The sequence below is a fragment of the Pseudomonas sp. EYE_354 genome (genome assembly GCF_023148575.1).
Lineage (GTDB): Bacteria > Pseudomonadota > Gammaproteobacteria > Pseudomonadales > Pseudomonadaceae > Aquipseudomonas.
In genome coordinates this window covers 298,482-315,564 of record NZ_JAHXNQ010000005.1, presented here as the reverse complement: position 1 = coordinate 315,564, position 17,083 = coordinate 298,482, and the positions used below count along the sequence as shown (strand labels likewise).

General features: G+C 55.3%; 27 protein-coding genes. 26 read left to right on the top strand and 1 reads right to left on the bottom strand.

Annotated features, from left to right (window positions below):
- The first annotated feature begins 11 nt into the window (after window positions 1–11).
- From rplB to bfr, 26 genes are all read left to right on the top strand, one after another.
- On the top strand, window positions 12–836 hold the full coding sequence (gene rplB / locus KZX66_RS09675; RefSeq protein ID WP_003210080.1) for a 50S ribosomal protein L2: 825 nt from the start codon (window positions 12–14) through the stop codon (window positions 834–836).
- 16 nt (window positions 837–852) lie between these two features.
- Window positions 853–1,128 (top strand): 30S ribosomal protein S19, encoded by a 276-nt coding sequence (gene rpsS, locus KZX66_RS09670; protein ID WP_003232420.1) that lies wholly within the window; start codon window positions 853–855, stop codon window positions 1,126–1,128.
- Between the two features lie 11 nt (window positions 1,129–1,139).
- Window positions 1,140–1,472, top strand: a complete 333-nt coding sequence (gene rplV / locus KZX66_RS09665; protein WP_003103908.1) for a 50S ribosomal protein L22 — start codon at window positions 1,140–1,142, stop codon at window positions 1,470–1,472.
- Window positions 1,473–1,485: 13 nt separating this feature from the next.
- Window positions 1,486–2,172 carry a 30S ribosomal protein S3 gene (gene rpsC / locus KZX66_RS09660; RefSeq protein ID WP_003176422.1) on the top strand — a complete coding sequence of 229 codons (687 nt, stop codon included), beginning with the start codon at window positions 1,486–1,488 and terminating at the stop codon, window positions 2,170–2,172.
- A gap of 12 nt (window positions 2,173–2,184) precedes the next feature.
- Entirely contained in the window at window positions 2,185–2,598 is a 414-nt protein-coding gene (rplP, locus tag KZX66_RS09655) for a 50S ribosomal protein L16 (protein ID WP_008145497.1), read from the top strand.
- Complete coding sequence (gene rpmC, locus KZX66_RS09650) at window positions 2,598–2,789, top strand: 50S ribosomal protein L29 (RefSeq protein WP_002555481.1); 192 nt, start codon at window positions 2,598–2,600, stop codon at window positions 2,787–2,789. Before rplP ends, rpmC begins: the two co-directional genes overlap by 1 nt.
- 2 nt (window positions 2,790–2,791) lie before the next feature.
- Window positions 2,792–3,058 (top strand): 30S ribosomal protein S17, encoded by a 267-nt coding sequence (rpsQ, locus tag KZX66_RS09645; RefSeq protein ID WP_003176419.1) that lies wholly within the window; start codon window positions 2,792–2,794, stop codon window positions 3,056–3,058.
- Between the two features lie 23 nt (window positions 3,059–3,081).
- Entirely contained in the window at window positions 3,082–3,450 is a 369-nt protein-coding gene (gene rplN, locus KZX66_RS09640) for a 50S ribosomal protein L14 (RefSeq protein WP_002555479.1), read from the top strand.
- 11 nt (window positions 3,451–3,461) lie between these two features.
- Window positions 3,462–3,776: a 50S ribosomal protein L24 gene (gene rplX / locus KZX66_RS09635; protein ID WP_003176416.1), complete on the top strand. Its 315-nt coding sequence runs from the start codon at window positions 3,462–3,464 to the stop codon at window positions 3,774–3,776.
- 20 nt (window positions 3,777–3,796) lie between these two features.
- Window positions 3,797–4,336: a 50S ribosomal protein L5 gene (gene rplE, locus KZX66_RS09630; RefSeq protein ID WP_248078731.1), complete on the top strand. Its 540-nt coding sequence runs from the start codon at window positions 3,797–3,799 to the stop codon at window positions 4,334–4,336.
- A gap of 13 nt (window positions 4,337–4,349) precedes the next feature.
- The gene (gene rpsN / locus KZX66_RS09625) at window positions 4,350–4,655 is read left to right on the top strand and encodes a 30S ribosomal protein S14 (protein ID WP_003176414.1); all 306 of its coding nucleotides are present in this window, start codon (window positions 4,350–4,352) and stop codon (window positions 4,653–4,655) included.
- 208 nt (window positions 4,656–4,863) lie between these two features.
- Window positions 4,864–5,256, top strand: coding sequence for a 30S ribosomal protein S8 (rpsH, locus tag KZX66_RS09620; protein ID WP_010566853.1), 393 nt, complete (start codon window positions 4,864–4,866; stop codon window positions 5,254–5,256).
- Window positions 5,257–5,268: 12 nt separating this feature from the next.
- Window positions 5,269–5,802 (top strand): 50S ribosomal protein L6, encoded by a 534-nt coding sequence (gene rplF / locus KZX66_RS09615; RefSeq protein WP_003176412.1) that lies wholly within the window; start codon window positions 5,269–5,271, stop codon window positions 5,800–5,802.
- 10 nt (window positions 5,803–5,812) lie between these two features.
- A complete protein-coding gene (gene rplR / locus KZX66_RS09610) occupies window positions 5,813–6,163 on the top strand; it encodes a 50S ribosomal protein L18 (RefSeq protein WP_017135964.1) in 351 nt (116 codons plus the stop codon).
- Between the two features lie 3 nt (window positions 6,164–6,166).
- Window positions 6,167–6,667 carry a 30S ribosomal protein S5 gene (rpsE, locus tag KZX66_RS09605; RefSeq protein WP_003186035.1) on the top strand — a complete coding sequence of 167 codons (501 nt, stop codon included), beginning with the start codon at window positions 6,167–6,169 and terminating at the stop codon, window positions 6,665–6,667.
- A 2-nt stretch (window positions 6,668–6,669) separates the two neighbouring features.
- The gene (gene rpmD, locus KZX66_RS09600) at window positions 6,670–6,846 is read left to right on the top strand and encodes a 50S ribosomal protein L30 (RefSeq protein ID WP_003176408.1); all 177 of its coding nucleotides are present in this window, start codon (window positions 6,670–6,672) and stop codon (window positions 6,844–6,846) included.
- 3 nt (window positions 6,847–6,849) lie between these two features.
- Window positions 6,850–7,287 carry a 50S ribosomal protein L15 gene (gene rplO, locus KZX66_RS09595; RefSeq protein ID WP_003176407.1) on the top strand — a complete coding sequence of 146 codons (438 nt, stop codon included), beginning with the start codon at window positions 6,850–6,852 and terminating at the stop codon, window positions 7,285–7,287.
- Complete coding sequence (gene secY, locus KZX66_RS09590; RefSeq protein WP_003194637.1) at window positions 7,288–8,616, top strand: preprotein translocase subunit SecY; 1,329 nt, start codon at window positions 7,288–7,290, stop codon at window positions 8,614–8,616.
- Window positions 8,617–8,644: 28 nt separating this feature from the next.
- Window positions 8,645–8,761 carry a 50S ribosomal protein L36 gene (gene rpmJ / locus KZX66_RS09585; protein ID WP_002555468.1) on the top strand — a complete coding sequence of 39 codons (117 nt, stop codon included), beginning with the start codon at window positions 8,645–8,647 and terminating at the stop codon, window positions 8,759–8,761.
- Between the two features lie 129 nt (window positions 8,762–8,890).
- Complete coding sequence (rpsM, locus tag KZX66_RS09580; RefSeq protein WP_003210063.1) at window positions 8,891–9,247, top strand: 30S ribosomal protein S13; 357 nt, start codon at window positions 8,891–8,893, stop codon at window positions 9,245–9,247.
- A gap of 30 nt (window positions 9,248–9,277) precedes the next feature.
- Window positions 9,278–9,667 (top strand): 30S ribosomal protein S11, encoded by a 390-nt coding sequence (gene rpsK / locus KZX66_RS09575; RefSeq protein WP_002555466.1) that lies wholly within the window; start codon window positions 9,278–9,280, stop codon window positions 9,665–9,667.
- Window positions 9,668–9,685: 18 nt separating this feature from the next.
- Window positions 9,686–10,306, top strand: coding sequence for a 30S ribosomal protein S4 (gene rpsD, locus KZX66_RS09570; protein WP_003176404.1), 621 nt, complete (start codon window positions 9,686–9,688; stop codon window positions 10,304–10,306).
- Between the two features lie 22 nt (window positions 10,307–10,328).
- A complete protein-coding gene (gene rpoA, locus KZX66_RS09565) occupies window positions 10,329–11,330 on the top strand; it encodes a DNA-directed RNA polymerase subunit alpha (RefSeq protein ID WP_003176403.1) in 1,002 nt (333 codons plus the stop codon).
- Window positions 11,331–11,371: 41 nt separating this feature from the next.
- Complete coding sequence (rplQ, locus tag KZX66_RS09560) at window positions 11,372–11,758, top strand: 50S ribosomal protein L17 (RefSeq protein ID WP_003176402.1); 387 nt, start codon at window positions 11,372–11,374, stop codon at window positions 11,756–11,758.
- 237 nt (window positions 11,759–11,995) lie between these two features.
- The gene (locus tag KZX66_RS09555; protein ID WP_248078729.1) at window positions 11,996–13,444 is read left to right on the top strand and encodes a catalase; all 1,449 of its coding nucleotides are present in this window, start codon (window positions 11,996–11,998) and stop codon (window positions 13,442–13,444) included.
- A gap of 155 nt (window positions 13,445–13,599) precedes the next feature.
- A complete protein-coding gene (gene bfr, locus KZX66_RS09550) occupies window positions 13,600–14,064 on the top strand; it encodes a bacterioferritin (protein ID WP_248078726.1) in 465 nt (154 codons plus the stop codon).
- Between the two features lie 65 nt (window positions 14,065–14,129).
- On the opposite strand, the gene uvrA is transcribed toward bfr, so the two are convergent.
- Complete coding sequence (gene uvrA / locus KZX66_RS09545) at window positions 14,130–16,964, bottom strand: excinuclease ABC subunit UvrA (protein WP_248078723.1); 2,835 nt, start codon at window positions 16,962–16,964, stop codon at window positions 14,130–14,132.
- Window positions 16,965–17,083 lie beyond the last annotated feature (119 nt).

The window sequence follows — 17,083 nt, the reverse complement described above, 5'->3', positions numbered from 1 at the left end:
AGGGGTGCATCATGGCAATCGTTAAATGCAAACCGACTTCCCCTGGCCGCCGTTTTGTGGTCAAGGTGGTCAACCAGGAGCTGCATAAAGGCGCTCCTCACGCACCGCTGCTCGAGAAAAAATCGAAGACTGGTGGTCGTAACAACAATGGTCGTATTACCACTCGTCACATCGGTGGTGGCCATAAGCAGCATTATCGTCTGGTCGACTTCCGTCGCAACGACAAAGATGGCATCGCTGCCACTGTCGAGCGTATCGAATACGATCCAAACCGTACTGCTCACATCGCTCTGCTGCTGTACGCAGATGGCGAGCGTCGCTACATCATTGCCCCTAAGGGCGTGAGTGCTGGTGACCAGCTGATCGCAGGTGCTTTGGCGCCGATCAAGCCGGGCAACGCTCTGCAACTGCGTAACATTCCAGTTGGTAGCACCGTACACGGCATCGAATTGAAGCCAGGTAAAGGCGCGCAAATCGCTCGTTCCGCTGGTGCTTCGGCTCAGCTGATCGCTCGTGAAGGTGTCTACGTGACCCTGCGTCTGCGTTCTGGTGAGATGCGTAAAGTGCTGGCTGAATGCCGCGCGACCCTGGGTGAAGTCTCGAACTCCGAGCACAGCCTGCGTTCGCTGGGTAAAGCTGGTGCCAAACGCTGGCGTGGCGTTCGCCCAACCGTTCGTGGTGTTGCCATGAACCCGGTTGACCACCCACATGGTGGTGGTGAAGGTCGTACCTCTGGTGGTCGTCATCCGGTATCGCCATGGGGCTTCCCGACTAAGGGCGCGAAGACTCGTGGTAATAAGCGTACCGACAAAATGATCGTCCGTCGTCGCAAGTAAATAGAGGGATACGACAGTGCCACGTTCTCTGAAAAAAGGTCCTTTTATCGATCTTCACCTACTGAAGAAGATCGAAGTGGCGGCGGAAAAGAATGATCGCAAGCCGGTTAAAACCTGGTCGCGTCGTTCGATGATCCTGCCACAAATGGTCGGTCTGACCATCGCTGTACACAACGGTCGTCTGCACGTCCCAGTTCTTGTGAACGAAGACATGGTTGGCCACAAACTGGGCGAGTTTGCCGGTACCCGCACTTATCGTGGGCACGTGGCAGACAAGAAAGCCAAGCGTTAAGGGGTTAGGAAATGGAAGTAGCCGCTAAGTTGTCGGGCGCTCGAATCTCCGCCCAAAAAGCCCGCTTGGTCGCCGACCAGATTCGCGGGAAGAAGGTGGGCGAAGCGCTCAACTTGTTGGCTTTCAGCAGTAAGAAAGCCGCCGAGATCATGAAAAAAGTGCTGGAGTCGGCCGTAGCCAACGCCGAGCATAACGAAGGCGCAGACGTTGATGACCTGAAGGTCAGCACCGTTTTCGTCAACGAAGGGCGTTCGCTGAAGCGCATCATGCCACGTGCCAAAGGCCGTGCTGATCGCATCGTCAAGCGGTCTTGCCATATCACTGTCAAGGTTGCTGACAAGTAACGGAGTCGAAGAGATGGGTCAGAAAGTACATCCCATTGGCATTCGCCTGGGAATCGTCAAGGAGCACACCTCCGTCTGGTACGCAGACGGTCGGACTTATGCGGACTATTTGTTCGCTGATCTGAAGGTGCGTGAGTATCTCCAAGACAAACTAAAAAGCGCGTCCGTAAGCCGTATCGATATCCATCGTCCGGCACAAACTGCACGTATCACCATCCACACCGCTCGTCCAGGTATCGTTATCGGGAAGAAAGGTGAAGATGTTGAGAAACTGCGTCAGGACCTGACCAAGCAAATGGGTGTGCCTGTGCACATCAATATCGAAGAGATCCGCAAGCCGGAGCTCGACGGTATGCTGGTTGCGCAGAGCGTAGCTCAGCAGCTGGAGCGTCGCGTAATGTTCCGTCGCGCTATGAAGCGCGCCGTACAGAACGCCATGCGCATTGGTGCCAAAGGCATCAAAATCCAAGTGAGCGGTCGTCTCGGCGGTGCTGAAATCGCACGTACTGAATGGTATCGCGAAGGTCGTGTGCCACTGCACACCCTGCGTGCCGACATCGACTATGCCAACTACGAAGCTCACACCACTTACGGTGTGATCGGTGTAAAGGTTTGGATCTTCAAGGGCGAAGTAATTGGTGGTCGCCAAGAAGAACTGAAACCACAAGCACCAGCGCCTCGTAAAAAAGCTGCTAAGTAAGGGGTACGCCAAATGTTGCAACCTAAGCGTACGAAGTTCCGCAAGCAGATGACAGGCCACAACCGTGGTCTGGCTCAGCGCGGTAGCAAAGTCAGCTTCGGCGAGTTCGCGCTGAAGTCTGTAGCTCGTGGTCGTCTCACCGCTCGTCAGATTGAGTCAGCGCGTCGTGCACTGACCCGTCACGTTAAACGTGGCGGCAAGATCTGGATCCGTGTATTCCCGGACAAGCCGATCTCCAAAAAGCCTCTTGAGGTTCGGATGGGTAAAGGTAAGGGTAGCGTGGAATACTGGGTAGCCCAGATTCAGCCAGGCAAAGTCCTGTATGAAATCGAGGGTGTAACTGAAGAGCTGGCGCGTGAGGCTTTTGCCTTGGCTGCTGCAAAGCTGCCGCTCGCCACCGCCTTTGTTAAACGGACGGTGATGTGATGAAAGCGAATGAACTTCGTGAAAAATCCGCACAGCAGTTGAACGAGCAACTGCTCGGCCTGCTGCGCGACCAGTTCAATCTGCGTATGCAGAAAGCAACTGGCCAGTTGGGGCAGTCTCATCTGCTCTCGCAAGTTAAGCGTGACATTGCTCGCGTGAAAACTGTGCTCAACCAGCAGGCAGGTAAGTGATCATGGCTGAAGCCGAAAAGACTGTCCGTACGCTGACTGGCCGTGTTGTCAGCGACAAGATGGACAAAACCATCACCGTTTTGATCGAGCGTCGCGTTAAGCACCCGATCTACGGTAAATATGTTAAGCGTTCGACTAAGCTGCACGCGCACGACGAAACCAATCAGTGCCATATCGGCGACAAAGTCACTATTCGTGAAACTCGTCCGCTGGCCAAGACCAAGTCTTGGGCACTGGTTGATGTTCTCGAACGCGCTGTGGAAGTCTAAGGACTAGGGGTCGGAGAAATTATATGATTCAGACTCAATCCATGCTCGATGTGGCCGATAACAGCGGCGCTCGCCGTGTTATGTGCATCAAGGTGCTGGGTGGCTCCCATCGTCGTTACGCTGGTATCGGTGACATCATCAAAGTTACCGTGAAGGAAGCAATTCCTCGCGGTAAAGTGAAAAAAGGCCAAGTGATGACTGCTGTTGTAGTCCGCACTCGTCACGGCGTACGTCGTGCTGATGGCTCCATTATCCGCTTTGATGGCAACGCTGCTGTTCTTCTGAACAACAAGCAAGAGCCGATCGGCACCCGTATCTTTGGGCCAGTGACCCGTGAACTTCGTACTGAGAAGTTCATGAAGATCGTCTCGCTCGCCCCAGAAGTGCTGTAAGGAGATCCGACATGCAAAAGATTCGTCGTGACGACGAGATCATCGTGATCGCCGGCAAAGACAAAGGTAAGCGCGGTAAGGTGCTTAAGGTTCTCGCTAATAACCGTCTGGTTATCGGTGGTCTGAACCTGGTTAAGCGTCATACCAAGCCTAACCCGATGTCGGGCGTACAAGGCGGTATCGTCGAAAAAGAAGCTCCACTGGACGCTTCTAACGTCGCCATTTTCAACGGCGAAACCAACAAGGCTGACCGCGTTGGTTTCAAAGTAGAAGACGGCAAGAAAATTCGTGTCTTCAAGTCGACCCAAAAAGCGGTTGATGCTTGAACACTGCTAGGTAGAAGACCATGGCACGACTAAAAGAGATTTACTGGAAAGAAATCGCACCGAAGCTTAAGGAAGAACTTAAGCTTTCGAACGTGATGGAAGTTCCACGCATTACCAAAATCACCCTGAACATGGGTCTGGGCGAGGCGGTCGGTGACAAAAAAGTCATCGAGCACGCTGTTGCTGACCTGGAAAAGATCACCGGTCAAAAAGTCGTTGTGACTTACGCTCGGAAATCCATCGCTGGCTTTAAAGTCCGTGAAGGTTGGCCTATCGGCGTCAAAGTGACTCTGCGCCGTGAGCGTATGTATGAATTCCTGGATCGTCTGCTGTCGATCTCCCTGCCTCGGGTTCGCGACTTCCGCGGCCTGAATGCCAAGTCCTTCGATGGTCGTGGTAACTACAGCATGGGCGTGAAAGAGCAGATCATCTTCCCGGAAATCGACTACGACAAGATCGATGCTCTCCGCGGTCTGGACATCACCCTGACCACCACTGCCAAGAACGATGATGAAGGTCGCGCCCTGTTGCGTGCTTTCAAATTCCCGTTCCGCAACTGATTGGAGTAGGACCATGGCCAAGATGAGCATGAAAAACCGCGAGCTGAAGCGTCAGCTCACGGTTGCCAAGTACGCCAAGAAGCGTGCAGCACTGAAAGCGATCATCGTTGATCTGAACGCAAGTCCAGAAGCGCGTTGGGAAGCGACAGTTGCTCTGCAGAAGCAGCCACGTGACGCAAGCGCTTCGCGCATGCGTAACCGCTGCCGCCTGACCGGTCGTCCACACGGCGTTTACCGCAAGTTCGGCCTTGGCCGTAACAAACTGCGTGAAGCGGCAATGCGTGGTGACGTACCAGGTCTGGTTAAAGCAAGCTGGTAAGTACTTTCAGCGTCCAGGTGGGCAGAATCGCAAGATACTGACCGCCGGTGACCTTGAATCTGGAACAAGCCCCTTTTGGGGCTTGTTTCATTTCCGGAGTATGTCTAAAATACGCGGCTCGCCTGAGCCCGTGTTTTTTATGCCCGGAGATTCTCGGCGACATATGTAGCCGCAAGGCTAATTTTTTTGTATTAGGAGCGTCTAGCCCATGAGTATGCAGGACCCGTTAGCGGACATGCTAACTCGTATCCGTAATGCCCAGATGGCTGAAAAGTCCGTCGTAAGCATGCCATCTTCCAAGTTGAAGGTAGCTGTTGCCAAAGTCCTGAAAGACGAAGGCTACATTGCGGGTTATCAGATCAGCAGCGAAACCAAGCCACTGCTGTCCATCGAGCTGAAGTACTTCGAAGGCCGTTCGGTCATTGAAGAAGTGAAGCGCGTTAGCCGTCCAGGCCTGCGTCAGTACAAGTCCGCTGAAGATCTGCCGAAAGTTCGTGGCGGTCTGGGCGTGTCTATCGTCTCCACCAACAAAGGTGTGATGACGGATCGTGCTGCGCGCGCTGCCGGTGTCGGCGGCGAAGTTCTTTGCACTGTGTTCTAAGGGGGGATAAGCATGTCTCGCGTCGCTAAGAACCCCGTTAAGCTGCCAGCCGGTGTCGAAGTAAAATTCGCAGGCCAACAGCTTTCGGTGAAGGGTGCCAAGGGCACTCTTGAACTGAACATCCATTCGTCCGTTGAGATCGTTGAAGAAGCTGGTGAGCTGCGTTTCGCTGCTCGCAATGGCGATCAACAAACTCGCGCAATGGCCGGTACCACGCGTGCGTTGGTAAACAACATGGTCCAAGGCGTAAGCCAAGGCTTCGAGCGTAAGCTCCAGCTGGTCGGTGTTGGTTACAAAGCGCAAGCAAAAGGCACGGTTTTGAACCTGGCCCTTGGCTTCTCGCACCCAGTGGATTACGAACTGCCGGAAGGCATCACCGCTGAGACCCCTAGCCAAACCGATATCCTGATCAAGGGTATTGATAAGCAGCTGGTAGGTCAGGTGGCCGCTGAGATCCGCGACTTCCGTCCACCAGAGCCGTACAAAGGCAAAGGTGTGCGCTACGCGGACGAAGTCGTCCGTCGTAAAGAAGCCAAGAAGAAGTAGGGCATAGCAAATGACCGACAAAAAAGTTACTCGACTGCGTCGCGCTCGCAAAGCACGCCTGAAAATGCACGAACTCGAAGTCGTGCGTCTCTGCGTGTACCGCTCGTCGCAGCACATCTACGCCCAGGTCATCTCGGCCGACGGCAACAAAGTCCTGGCAAGCGCCTCGACTTTGGATAAAGAACTGCGTGATGGTGCCACCGGCAACATCGACGCGGCCACAAAGGTTGGCCAGCTGGTCGCTACACGTGCTAAGGCCGTGGGCGTCTCGCAAGTGGCTTTCGACCGCTCTGGCTTCAAGTACCACGGTCGCGTGAAAGCGCTGGCTGATGCTGCTCGTGAAGCTGGGCTGGAGTTCTAAGTTATGTCAAATAACGACCAAAAGCGCGACGAAGGCTACATTGAGAAGCTGGTTCAAGTTAACCGCGTAGCCAAAACCGTTAAAGGCGGCCGTATTTTCACTTTCACCGCGTTGACCGTGGTGGGTGATGGTAAAGGGCGTGTTGGCTTCGGCCGTGGCAAGTCACGTGAAGTGCCTGCTGCGATCCAGAAGGCAATGGAAGCTGCTCGTCGCAACATGATCCAAGTTGATCTGAACGGCACCACGCTGCAGTACGCAATGAAGTCCGCTCACGGTGCTTCCAAGGTGTACATGCAGCCTGCTTCTGAAGGTACCGGTATCATCGCTGGCGGCGCTATGCGTGCTGTCCTCGAAGTTGCTGGCGTTCAGAACGTTCTGGCCAAGTGCTATGGCTCGACTAACCCAGTAAACGTGGTTCACGCCACTTTCAAGGGTTTGAAAGCTATGCAATCTCCTGAATCCATTGCCGCCAAGCGTGGCAAAAGCGTCAAGGAGATCTTCTGATCATGGCTACCGTTAAAGTAACGCTGATCAAAAGCATGACCGGCCGCATCCCTAACCACAAATTGTGCGTTAAGGGTTTGGGTCTGCGTCGCATCGGTCACACTGTAGAAGTCCAGGATACTCCCGAGAATCGCGGGATGATCAACAAAGCTTACTACATGCTGCGTGTCGAGGGTTAATCGATGAAACTCAATGATCTGAGTCCGGCGCCGGGTTCCCGTCGCGAAAAGCATCGTCCGGGCCGTGGTATCGGTAGCGGTTTGGGTAAGACTGGTGGCCGTGGCCACAAAGGTCAAACCTCCCGTTCCGGTGGCACCATCGCTCCAGGCTTTGAAGGCGGTCAACAGCCGCTGCATCGTCGCCTGCCTAAGTTCGGTTTCGTATCCCTGAAAGCCATGGACCGCGCGGAAGTGCGTCTGTCCGAGCTGGCTAAAGTGGAAGGCGACATCGTTACTGTGCAGACCCTGAAAGATGCCAACGTGATTAACGTCAACGTACAGCGTGTGAAAATCATGCTGTCCGGTGAAGTGACTCGCGCTGTCACTATCGGCAAGGGAATCGGCGCCACCAAAGGTGCGCGTTCGGCTATCGAAGCAGCTGGCGGCAAGTTCGAGGAATAAATGGCTAAGCAAGGTGCTCTCTCAGCGCTCGGCAAAGGCGGTATGTCTGAACTTTGGGCTCGTCTGCGTTTTCTGTTCCTGGCGATTATCGTCTACCGAATAGGCGCACACATCCCGGTTCCAGGTATCAACCCGGACCGACTCGCAGACCTGTTTCGACAGAATGAGGGGACCATTCTTAGCTTGTTCAACATGTTTTCCGGCGGTGCGCTGGAGCGGATGAGCATCTTTGCCCTGGGGATCATGCCGTACATTTCGGCATCGATCATCATGCAACTGATGACAGCCGTCAGCCCGCAGTTGGAGCAGTTGAAGAAGGAAGGTGAAGCTGGTCGTCGCAAGATTAGCCAGTACACCCGCTACGGCACTGTCGTCCTCGCCTTGGTTCAAGCTATCGGCATGTCCGTTGGCTTGGCGGGGCAGGGCGTTGCGTTCACTGGTGACTTTGGCTTCCATTTCGTCGCGGTATCCACGTTTGTGGCTGGTGCGATGTTCATGATGTGGCTGGGTGAGCAGATTACTGAGCGTGGTGTTGGCAACGGTATCTCGATGTTGATTTTCGCAGGTATCGTCGCCGGTCTTCCGAGAGCGATTGGGCAGTCTTTCGAGTCTGCGCGTCAGGGTGATATCAATATTTTCGCCTTGGTTGCCATCGGTTTGCTGGCAGTAGCGATTATCGGTTTTGTGGTGTTCATTGAGCGTGGCCAGCGTCGTATTGCTGTTCACTACGCCAAGCGTCAGCAGGGCCGTAAGGTTTTTGCTGCGCAGACCAGCCACTTGCCGCTGAAAGTGAATATGGCCGGTGTTATTCCGGCAATTTTCGCGAGCAGCATTTTGCTGTTTCCGGCTTCGTTGGGTACCTGGTTTGGTCAGTCTGAAAATATGGGCTGGCTGCAGGACCTCTCTCAGTCGATCGCTCCTGGTCAGCCGTTGAATATTCTGCTGTTTAGTGCAGGGATTATTTTCTTCTGCTTCTTCTATACGGCGTTGATGTTCAATCCGAAAGACGTAGCGGAAAACCTGAAGAAGTCCGGTGCCTTTATTCCGGGCATCCGTCCAGGTGAGCAGTCTGCACGCTACATTGATGGTGTTCTGACTCGTTTGACCCTGTTCGGTGCTCTATATATGACGGCCGTGTGCTTGCTTCCCCAGTTCCTGGTGGTTGCAGCAAACGTTCCGTTCTACCTTGGCGGGACCTCGTTGCTGATCGTGGTCGTGGTTGTGATGGACTTCATGTCCCAAGTACAATCGCACCTCGTTTCGCACCAGTACGAATCCCTGATGAAGAAAGCCAACCTGAAGGGCTACGGCAGCGGCATGTTGCGCTGAGTACCCCATAAGGTTCGAGGAGTTGGTGATGAAAGTTCGTGCATCGGTGAAAAAGCTGTGCCGTAACTGCAAGATTATTCGCCGCGAAGGTGTTGTTCGAGTAATTTGCAGCGCGGAACCGCGTCACAAACAGCGCCAAGGCTGAGTGTGATCCGCTTGAAGCCCGGCAGCTAGTGCGCTGCCGGGTTGATTATTTGTTATTACAGCGATATTATCTCGCGCCCTATTTCTTGGCTTCCGGGGCGTAGGTAGCTGTCAATTGGAGTCCCACTGAATGGCCCGTATTGCAGGCGTTAACATTCCAGATAACAAGCACACTGTTATCTCGCTGACCTACATCTATGGTGTTGGTCGCACTACTGCGCAGAAAATTTGCGCAGACACTGGGGTAAACCCAGCCGCAAAGATCAAAGATCTGAGCGACGAGCAGATTGAGCTGTTGCGTGGCGAAGTGGCGAAGTTCACCACTGAAGGTGACCTGCGTCGCGAAATCAACATGAAAATCAAGCGTTTGATGGACCTCGGTTGCTACCGTGGTCTGCGTCATCGTCGTGGTCTTCCAGTACGCGGTCAGCGTACCAAGACTAACGCGCGTACCCGTAAAGGTCCGCGTAAGCCGATCCGCAAGTAATCGCCCACGCGAATCGACAGGAAAATTATCATGGCAAAACCTGCTGCTCGTCCTCGTAAAAAAGTTAAAAAGACAGTGGTTGATGGCATCGCCCACATCCATGCGTCTTTTAACAACACAATCGTGACCATCACCGACCGTCAAGGTAACGCGCTGTCTTGGGCTACCTCCGGTGGTTCGGGTTTCCGCGGTTCCCGCAAGTCCACCCCGTTTGCTGCTCAAGTAGCTGCTGAACGTGCTGGTCAAGCTGCGCTGGAATACGGCCTGAAAAACCTCGACGTTAACGTCAAAGGTCCAGGTCCAGGTCGTGAGTCTGCTGTCCGTGCTTTGAACGGCTGTGGCTATAAGATCGCCAGCATCACCGACGTGACGCCAATCCCGCACAACGGGTGCCGTCCGCCGAAGAAGCGCCGCGTGTAATCCAGGAGATTGTAAAGAATGGCTCGTTACATTGGTCCAAAATGCAAACTCGCTCGTCGCGAAGGCACCGATCTCTTCCTGAAGAGCGGCGTGCGCGCGATCGAATCGAAGTGCAACATTGAAGCAGCACCTGGTATCCACGGCCAACGCCGCGGTCGCCAGTCCGATTACGGCACCCAACTGCGTGAAAAGCAGAAGGTCCGTCGTATCTACGGCGTTCTCGAGCGTCAGTTCAGCGGCTACTACAAAGAAGCTGCTGGCAAGAAAGGTGCAACCGGTGAAAACCTGCTGCAACTGCTCGAATGCCGTCTGGACAACGTTGTATACCGTATGGGTTTCGGTTCTACTCGTGCCGAATCCCGTCAGCTGGTATCGCACAAGTCGATCAGCGTTAACGGTCAGACCGTAAACGTTCCGTCTTACCAGGTTCGTGCTGGTGACGTGGTCGCAGTTCGCGAGAAAGCAAAAAACCAACTTCGCATTGTCCAAGCTCTCGATCTGTGTGCCCAACGTGGCCGCGTAGAATGGGTAGAAGTAGACACTGAGAAGAAGTCGGGCGTTTTCAAGAACGTTCCAGCTCGCAGTGATCTGTCCGCCGACATCAACGAAAGCCTGATTGTCGAGCTCTACTCCAAGTAAGGGCTAGAAAATAGGTGCATCCATGCAGATTTCGGTAAATGAGTTCCTGACACCCCGCCACATTGATGTGCAGGTTGTCAGTCCAACCCGCGCCAAGATCACTCTCGAGCCTCTCGAGCGTGGTTTTGGCCACACCCTGGGCAACGCGCTGCGCCGCATCCTGTTGTCCTCAATGCCCGGCTGTGCAGTAGTCGAGGCCGAGATTGACGGTGTGCTCCACGAGTACAGCGCCATCGAAGGTGTACAGGAAGACGTAATTGAAATCCTGTTGAACCTTAAAGGTCTGGCTATCAAGCTGCACGGCCGTGACGAAGTTACGCTGACCTTGTCGAAGAAGGGTTCGGGGGTGGTTACCGCTGCCGATATTCAGCTGGATCATGATGTCGAGATCGTTAACCCCGATCACGTAATCGCTAACCTGGCGTCTAACGGCGCCCTGAACATGAAGCTCACTGTAGCTCGTGGTCGTGGTTATGAACCGGCCGACTCGCGTCAGAGCGATGAAGACGAAAGTCGCAGCATTGGTCGCTTGCAGCTTGACTCTTCGTTCAGCCCGGTTCGCCGTATCGCATACGTGGTGGAAAACGCCCGTGTCGAGCAGCGTACTAACCTGGACAAGCTGGTTATTGATCTGGAAACCAACGGTACTCTGGATCCTGAAGAGGCTATTCGTCGTGCTGCAACCATCCTGCAACAGCAGTTGGCTGCATTCGTCGACCTCAAAGGTGACAGCGAACCAGTGGTAATCGAGCAGGAAGACGAGATCGATCCGATCCTGCTTCGCCCGGTTGACGATCTGGAACTGACTGTACGTTCGGCTAACTGCCTTAAGGCGGAAAACATTTACTACATCGGCGACCTGATTCAGCGTACCGAAGTAGAACTGTTGAAGACTCCGAACCTGGGCAAGAAATCCTTGACTGAAATCAAGGACGTTCTGGCCTCCCGCGGTCTGTCCCTCGGCATGCGCCTCGACAACTGGCCGCCTGCAAGTCTTAAGAAGGACGACAAGGCGACTGCCTGATCGTCGTAATCACCGAACGTGAGTTTGGTAAGGAATGAACCATGCGTCATCGTAAAAGTGGTCGTCACCTGAGCCGTACCAGCTCGCACCGCAAGGCCATGTTTCAAAACATGGCGGTGTCGCTGTTCGAGCACGAGCTGATCAAAACTACACTGCCGAAAGCTAAAGAACTGCGTCGCGTTGCTGAGCCGCTGATCACTTTGGCTAAGACAGACAGCCTGGCTAACCGCCGTCTGGCCTTCGACCGTACTCGTTCGAAAGCTATCGTTGGTAAGCTCTTCAACGACCTGGGCAAGCGTTACGCTACCCGTGAGGGTGGCTACCTGCGCATCCTCAAGTGCGGTTTCCGCGCTGGTGACAACGCGCCTATGGCGTACGTTGAGTTGGTTGATCGTGCTACTGCCGGCGAAGCTGTAAGCGCCGAGTAAGACGACAAGCTATAACGAAGAACCGGGCCTAGTGCCCGGTTTTTTGTGCGCGTAATAAAAGCGCGATTCGTACAAGTCTCCGCGGGTAATGCTCTGCACTATGGCTGTTGGTTTATTGGTAGTTATTTTCTATCGATACGTACAATTTAATGAATTTGTACGTGTCATGTTGATGGTTAATACTCCCTCCAAGCCGATTAGCCGGCCGTTCCGAGCCCGACCTGAGGAAAATTGAGCATGAGCCAGAATAAAGTCCTTACCACCGCCAGCGGTGCACCCGTTGCGGATAACCAGAATTCCCGTTCCGCCGGCCCGCGCGGTCCGCTGCTGCTCGACGATTTTCACCTGATCGAGAAGCTCGCTCACTTCAACCGTGAAAACATCCCTGAGCGTCGTGTGCACGCCAAAGGTTCGGGGGCTTACGGTACATTTACCGTTACTCAGGACATCACTCGGTACACCTGCGCCAAGTTGTTCGAATCTGTGGGTAAGCAAACTCCAACATTCCTTCGCTTCTCCACAGTGGGCGGTGAGCGTGGCTCGGCGGATACCGAACGTGACCCACGTGGGTTCGCCTTGAAGTTCTATACCGAAGAGGGTAACTGGGACATCGTGGGTAACAATACGCCGGTGTTCTTCATCCGCGATCCGCTGAAGTTTCCAGACTTTATCCACACCCAAAAGCGTCTGCCGCAAAGTAACCTGAAAAGTGCGCAGATGATGTGGGACTTCTGGTCGCACTCCCCGGAGGCGCTGCACCAAGTCACTATCCTGTTTTCGGATCGTGGCATTCCGGACGGATACCGCCATATGCACGGCTTCGGTAGCCACACTTACAGCCTGATCAACGCCAAGGGCGAGCGTCACTGGGTGAAGTGGCACTACAAGACCAAGCAGGGCATCAAGAACCTGGCGCCTGCCGATGCCGCACGGTTGGCGGGCACCGATCCTGATTACGCACAGCGCGATCTGTTCGGCGCAATTGAGCGTGGTGATTTCCCGAAATGGCGCGTGTGCATCCAGATCATGACCGAGGCCCAGGCCAACGCTCACTATGAGAATCCCTTTGATGTGACCAAAACCTGGTCGCAGAAAGAGTTCCCGCTGATCGAAGTCGGTGAGTTGGAACTCAATCGCAACCCGCAAAACTACTTCGCTGAAGTCGAGCAGGCTGCATTTGGTCCGAGCAATATGGTTCCTGGTGTTGGCCTGTCGCCAGACCGCATGCTGCAAGGGCGCGTTTTCGCGTATGCCGATGCGCACCGTTACCGTGTCGGAACCAACCACCAGCAACTGCCGGTGAACGCCCCACGCAGCCCGGTAAATAGCTACCAGCGCGACGGCTCCATGGCTTTTGGCAGCAATGGGGGGGCAGCGCCTAACTACGAGCCAAACAGTTACGCTGATGCACCTAAGCAGGCGCCGCAATACGCCGAGCCGGCGTTGGCTCTGAGCGGTACCGCGGATCGTTATGATCACCGCGAAGACACTGACTACTACAGCCATGCAGGTGCCTTGTTCCGTTTGATGAACGATGAGCAGAAAGCACTGCTCACCGACAACATCGCCGGTGCAATGGCCGGGGTATCCAGTGACGTGGTTCAGCGTCAACTGGCGCACTTCCACAAGGCGGACCCTGCGTACGGAGAAGCAATCGCAAAGGCGCTGGGTGTATCGCTTAACTGAGTCTAAACGATAAGCAGAACCGCCCTCATTTGGGCGGTTTTTGCGTTATTTCGGCTACTTTTCTCCGGAAATCTTCACTTTTCTGCCGTTAGTCCCGTGACCTCCGAGTCAGCATGGTTCAAACTACAGACTTTCAAGTAGGGAGATGTAGGGCGATGCAAGGTCACCCCGACGTAATCGATTACCTCAACACGTTGCTGACGGGCGAACTGGCAGCTCGTGACCAATATTTCATCCACTCGCGCATGTACGAGGATTGGGGCTTTACCGAGCTCTACGAACGTATCAATCACGAAATGGAAGAAGAGGCACAGCACGCCGACGCATTGATGCGCCGTATCCTGATGCTCGAAGGCACGCCACGTATGCGTCCCGACGATCTGGATGTGGGCACCAGTGTGCCTGACATGCTCGCAGCCGATCTTCGCCTTGAATACAAGGTGCGTGCCGCGCTGTGCAAAGGCATCGAGCTCTGCGAACAGCACAACGACTATGTCACCCGCGAAATTCTGCGTGTGCAGTTGAATGACACCGAAGAAGATCACACCTACTGGCTGGAAAAGCAGTTGGGTCTGATCAAGCTGATTGGTCTGGAAAACTACCTGCAATCGCAGTTCTGATTTCCGCGTACAAGAAAGCCCCTGTCACCGCAAAGTGACAGGGGCTTTTTGTTGGGCCCGATAAATCAGGCCCGGTCGCGCGCCAACAGCGGTTTCAAGTAATAACCGGTGTGCGACTGCGGCATCTCGGAGACCTGCTCCGGTGTGCCCACTGCGATGATCTGGCCACCTTTGGAGCCGCCCTCCGGTCCCAAATCCACCAACCAATCGGCCGTCTTGATTACATCAAGGTTGTGCTCGATCACCACCACTGTGTTGCCGTGATCGCGCAATCGGTGCAGAACGTCCAGCAATTGCTGGATATCGGCGAAGTGCAAACCCGTGGTGGGCTCATCGAGGATGTACAAGGTTTTGCCGGTATCGCGCTTGGACAGCTCACGAGACAGCTTGACCCGCTGCGCCTCACCACCGGACAGCGTGGTCGCCGATTGCCCCAGCTTGATATACGACAGGCCCACATCCATCAGGGTCTGCAGCTTGCGCGCCAACGCCGGAACCGCATCGAAAAACACCCGAGCTTCCTCGATGGTCATCTCCAGGGTTTCGTGGATATTTTTGCCCTTGTACTTGATCTCCAGGGTTTCGCGGTTATAACGCTTGCTCTTGCACACATCGCACGGCACGTAGATGTCCGGCAGGAAGTGCATCTCCACCTTGATCAGGCCATCGCCCTGGCAGGCCTCGCAGCGGCCACCCTTGACGTTGAACGAAAAACGTCCAGGACCGTAGCCGCGTGAACGTGACTCGGGCACGCCGGCGAACAATTCCCGAATCGGCGTAAATAGCCCGGTATACGTCGCCGGGTTTGAACGCGGTGTCCGCCCAATCGGGCTCTGGTCGATATCGACCACCTTGTCCAGGTGCTCCAGGCCCTTGATGCTGTCATGGGCAGCGGCTTCCAGAGTGGTGGCACCGTTCAGGGCGGTGGCGCTCAAGGGGAACAGCGTGTTGTTGATCAGGGTCGACTTGCCAGAGCCCGAGACCCCGGTTACGCAGGTCAGCAGGCCCAGCGGAATCTCAAGATCGACATTACGCAGGTTATTCCCGCGTGCGCCCTTGAGGTGCAGCGCCATCTTCTTATTGCGCGGCGTACGTTTGGCCGGCACTTCAATTTTTACGCGGCCAGACAGGTACTTGCCGGTTAACGAGTCCGGATGAGCCATGACTTCGGCGGGTGTGCCTTCGGCAACGATATGACCACCATGCACCCCGGCGCCAGGGCCGATGTCCACCACATAATCCGCCAGGCGAATCGCGTCTTCGTCGTGCTCGACCACGATCACGGTGTTGCCGATATCCCGCAGATGTTTGAGCGTCCCCAACAGGCGGTCGTTATCGCGTTGGTGCAAACCGATCGACGGCTCATCGAGGATGTAAAGCACGCCTACCAGGCCGGCACCGATCTGGCTGGCCAGACGAATGCGCTGCGCTTCGCCGCCGGACAGGGTGTCGGCGCTGCGATCCAGGGACAAGTAATCCAGGCCGACGTTAACCAGGAACTGCAAACGCTCACGAATTTCCTTGAGGATCTTGTCGGCAATTTCGCCGCGGCGTCCGGTCAGCTTCAGCACGCCGAAGTACTCACAGGCATCGCCGATCGGCAGGTTGGTGACGGCGGGCAAGGTTTTTTCGCCAACCCACACGTGCCGTGCCTCGCGACGCAGGCGAGTGCCACGGCAATCCGGACACGGTTGGGTGCTGAGGAATTTCGCCAGCTCTTCGCGCACGCTGGCCGATTCGGTTTCGCGGTAGCGACGCTCCAGGTTCGGCACGATGCCCTCGAACGGGTGCGAGCGTTTAACGATATCGCCGCGGTCGTTCAAATACTTGAAGTCGACGTTCTGCGAGCCACTGCCATGGAGGATCACTTTCTGCTGGTCCGCCGGGAGCTGGTTGAACGGCACTTCGAGGCTGAACTTATAGTGGGACGCCAACGACCCCAGCATCTGGAAGTAGTAGACGTTACGCCTGTCCCAGCCACGTATGGCGCCCTCCGCCAGTGTTAGCTCGCCGTTGACCAGGCGCTTGATGTCGAAGAACTGCTTCACGCCCAAACCGTCGCACGTCGGGCATGCGCCAGCCGGGTTGTTGAAGGAAAACAGCTTGGGTTCCAGCTCGCTGATGGCATGGCCGCAGATCGGGCAGGCAAAGCGCGCAGAGAAGATGATCTCTTCGCCCGGCTCGTCATCCATCGGCGCCACCAGGGCAATGCCGTCTGCCAGCTTCAGCGCAGTCTCAAACGATTCGGCCAGACGCTGCTGCAGATCGGCGCGCACTTTAAAGCGGTCGACTACCACATCAATGGAATGCTTCTTCTGTTTGTCGAGCTTCGGCGCCTCGTCCAGTTCATACAGCTTGCCGTTGATGCGTGCACGAACAAAACCCTGGGCGCGCAGCTCTTCGAATACCGAGAGGTGTTCGCCCTTGCGCTCGCGAATCACCGGCGCCAGCAGCATCAGTTTGGCGCCTTCCGGTTGGGCCAGCACCAGGTCGACCATCTGGCTGACGGTCTGGGCTTCCAGGGGAATGTCGTGGTCCGGGCAGCGCGGGATGCCTACCCGCGCGTACAACAGGCGCAGGTAGTCGTAGATCTCGGTGATGGTACCCACGGTGGAGCGTGGGTTATGGGAGGTCGACTTCTGTTCGATGGAAATCGCCGGCGACAGGCCTTCGATGGTGTCGACGTCGGGTTTTTCCATCATCGACAGGAACTGGCGGGCGTAGGCCGACAGCGATTCCACGTAGCGACGTTGACCCTCGGCATACAGCGTGTCGAACGCCAGGGATGATTTGCCGGAGCCGGACAAGCCGGTGATGACGATCAGCTTGTCCCGGGGCAGGGTCAGGTCGATGTTCTTCAGGTTGTGGGTTCTAGCCCCACGAATCAGGATCTTGTCCAAGATGGCCTCGCACGGCGGGCGTAAATAATGCGGGAGTATACGACGGAAGACTGGATGAATATACACTGTCAAATTGCCGGGTGCAGCCTTACATGAAAGCTGCGCGGCAAAGCGCCGCA

Coding starts and splice junctions, on each gene's coding strand:
- rplB (WP_003210080.1), top strand. CDS start 12: ATGGCAATCGTTAAATGCAAACCGACTTCCCCTGGCCGCCGTTTTGTG.
- rplV (WP_003103908.1), top strand. CDS start 1,140: ATGGAAGTAGCCGCTAAGTTGTCGGGCGCTCGAATCTCCGCCCAAAAA.
- rpsC (WP_003176422.1), top strand. CDS start 1,486: ATGGGTCAGAAAGTACATCCCATTGGCATTCGCCTGGGAATCGTCAAG.
- rplP (WP_008145497.1), top strand. CDS start 2,185: ATGTTGCAACCTAAGCGTACGAAGTTCCGCAAGCAGATGACAGGCCAC.
- rpmC (WP_002555481.1), top strand. CDS start 2,598: ATGAAAGCGAATGAACTTCGTGAAAAATCCGCACAGCAGTTGAACGAG.
- rpsQ (WP_003176419.1), top strand. CDS start 2,792: ATGGCTGAAGCCGAAAAGACTGTCCGTACGCTGACTGGCCGTGTTGTC.
- rplN (WP_002555479.1), top strand. CDS start 3,082: ATGATTCAGACTCAATCCATGCTCGATGTGGCCGATAACAGCGGCGCT.
- rplX (WP_003176416.1), top strand. CDS start 3,462: ATGCAAAAGATTCGTCGTGACGACGAGATCATCGTGATCGCCGGCAAA.
- rplE (WP_248078731.1), top strand. CDS start 3,797: ATGGCACGACTAAAAGAGATTTACTGGAAAGAAATCGCACCGAAGCTT.
- rpsN (WP_003176414.1), top strand. CDS start 4,350: ATGGCCAAGATGAGCATGAAAAACCGCGAGCTGAAGCGTCAGCTCACG.
- rpsH (WP_010566853.1), top strand. CDS start 4,864: ATGAGTATGCAGGACCCGTTAGCGGACATGCTAACTCGTATCCGTAAT.
- rplF (WP_003176412.1), top strand. CDS start 5,269: ATGTCTCGCGTCGCTAAGAACCCCGTTAAGCTGCCAGCCGGTGTCGAA.
- rplR (WP_017135964.1), top strand. CDS start 5,813: ATGACCGACAAAAAAGTTACTCGACTGCGTCGCGCTCGCAAAGCACGC.
- rpsE (WP_003186035.1), top strand. CDS start 6,167: ATGTCAAATAACGACCAAAAGCGCGACGAAGGCTACATTGAGAAGCTG.
- rpmD (WP_003176408.1), top strand. CDS start 6,670: ATGGCTACCGTTAAAGTAACGCTGATCAAAAGCATGACCGGCCGCATC.
- rplO (WP_003176407.1), top strand. CDS start 6,850: ATGAAACTCAATGATCTGAGTCCGGCGCCGGGTTCCCGTCGCGAAAAG.
- secY (WP_003194637.1), top strand. CDS start 7,288: ATGGCTAAGCAAGGTGCTCTCTCAGCGCTCGGCAAAGGCGGTATGTCT.
- rpmJ (WP_002555468.1), top strand. CDS start 8,645: ATGAAAGTTCGTGCATCGGTGAAAAAGCTGTGCCGTAACTGCAAGATT.
- rpsM (WP_003210063.1), top strand. CDS start 8,891: ATGGCCCGTATTGCAGGCGTTAACATTCCAGATAACAAGCACACTGTT.
- rpsK (WP_002555466.1), top strand. CDS start 9,278: ATGGCAAAACCTGCTGCTCGTCCTCGTAAAAAAGTTAAAAAGACAGTG.
- rpsD (WP_003176404.1), top strand. CDS start 9,686: ATGGCTCGTTACATTGGTCCAAAATGCAAACTCGCTCGTCGCGAAGGC.
- rpoA (WP_003176403.1), top strand. CDS start 10,329: ATGCAGATTTCGGTAAATGAGTTCCTGACACCCCGCCACATTGATGTG.
- rplQ (WP_003176402.1), top strand. CDS start 11,372: ATGCGTCATCGTAAAAGTGGTCGTCACCTGAGCCGTACCAGCTCGCAC.
- KZX66_RS09555 (WP_248078729.1), top strand. CDS start 11,996: ATGAGCCAGAATAAAGTCCTTACCACCGCCAGCGGTGCACCCGTTGCG.
- bfr (WP_248078726.1), top strand. CDS start 13,600: ATGCAAGGTCACCCCGACGTAATCGATTACCTCAACACGTTGCTGACG.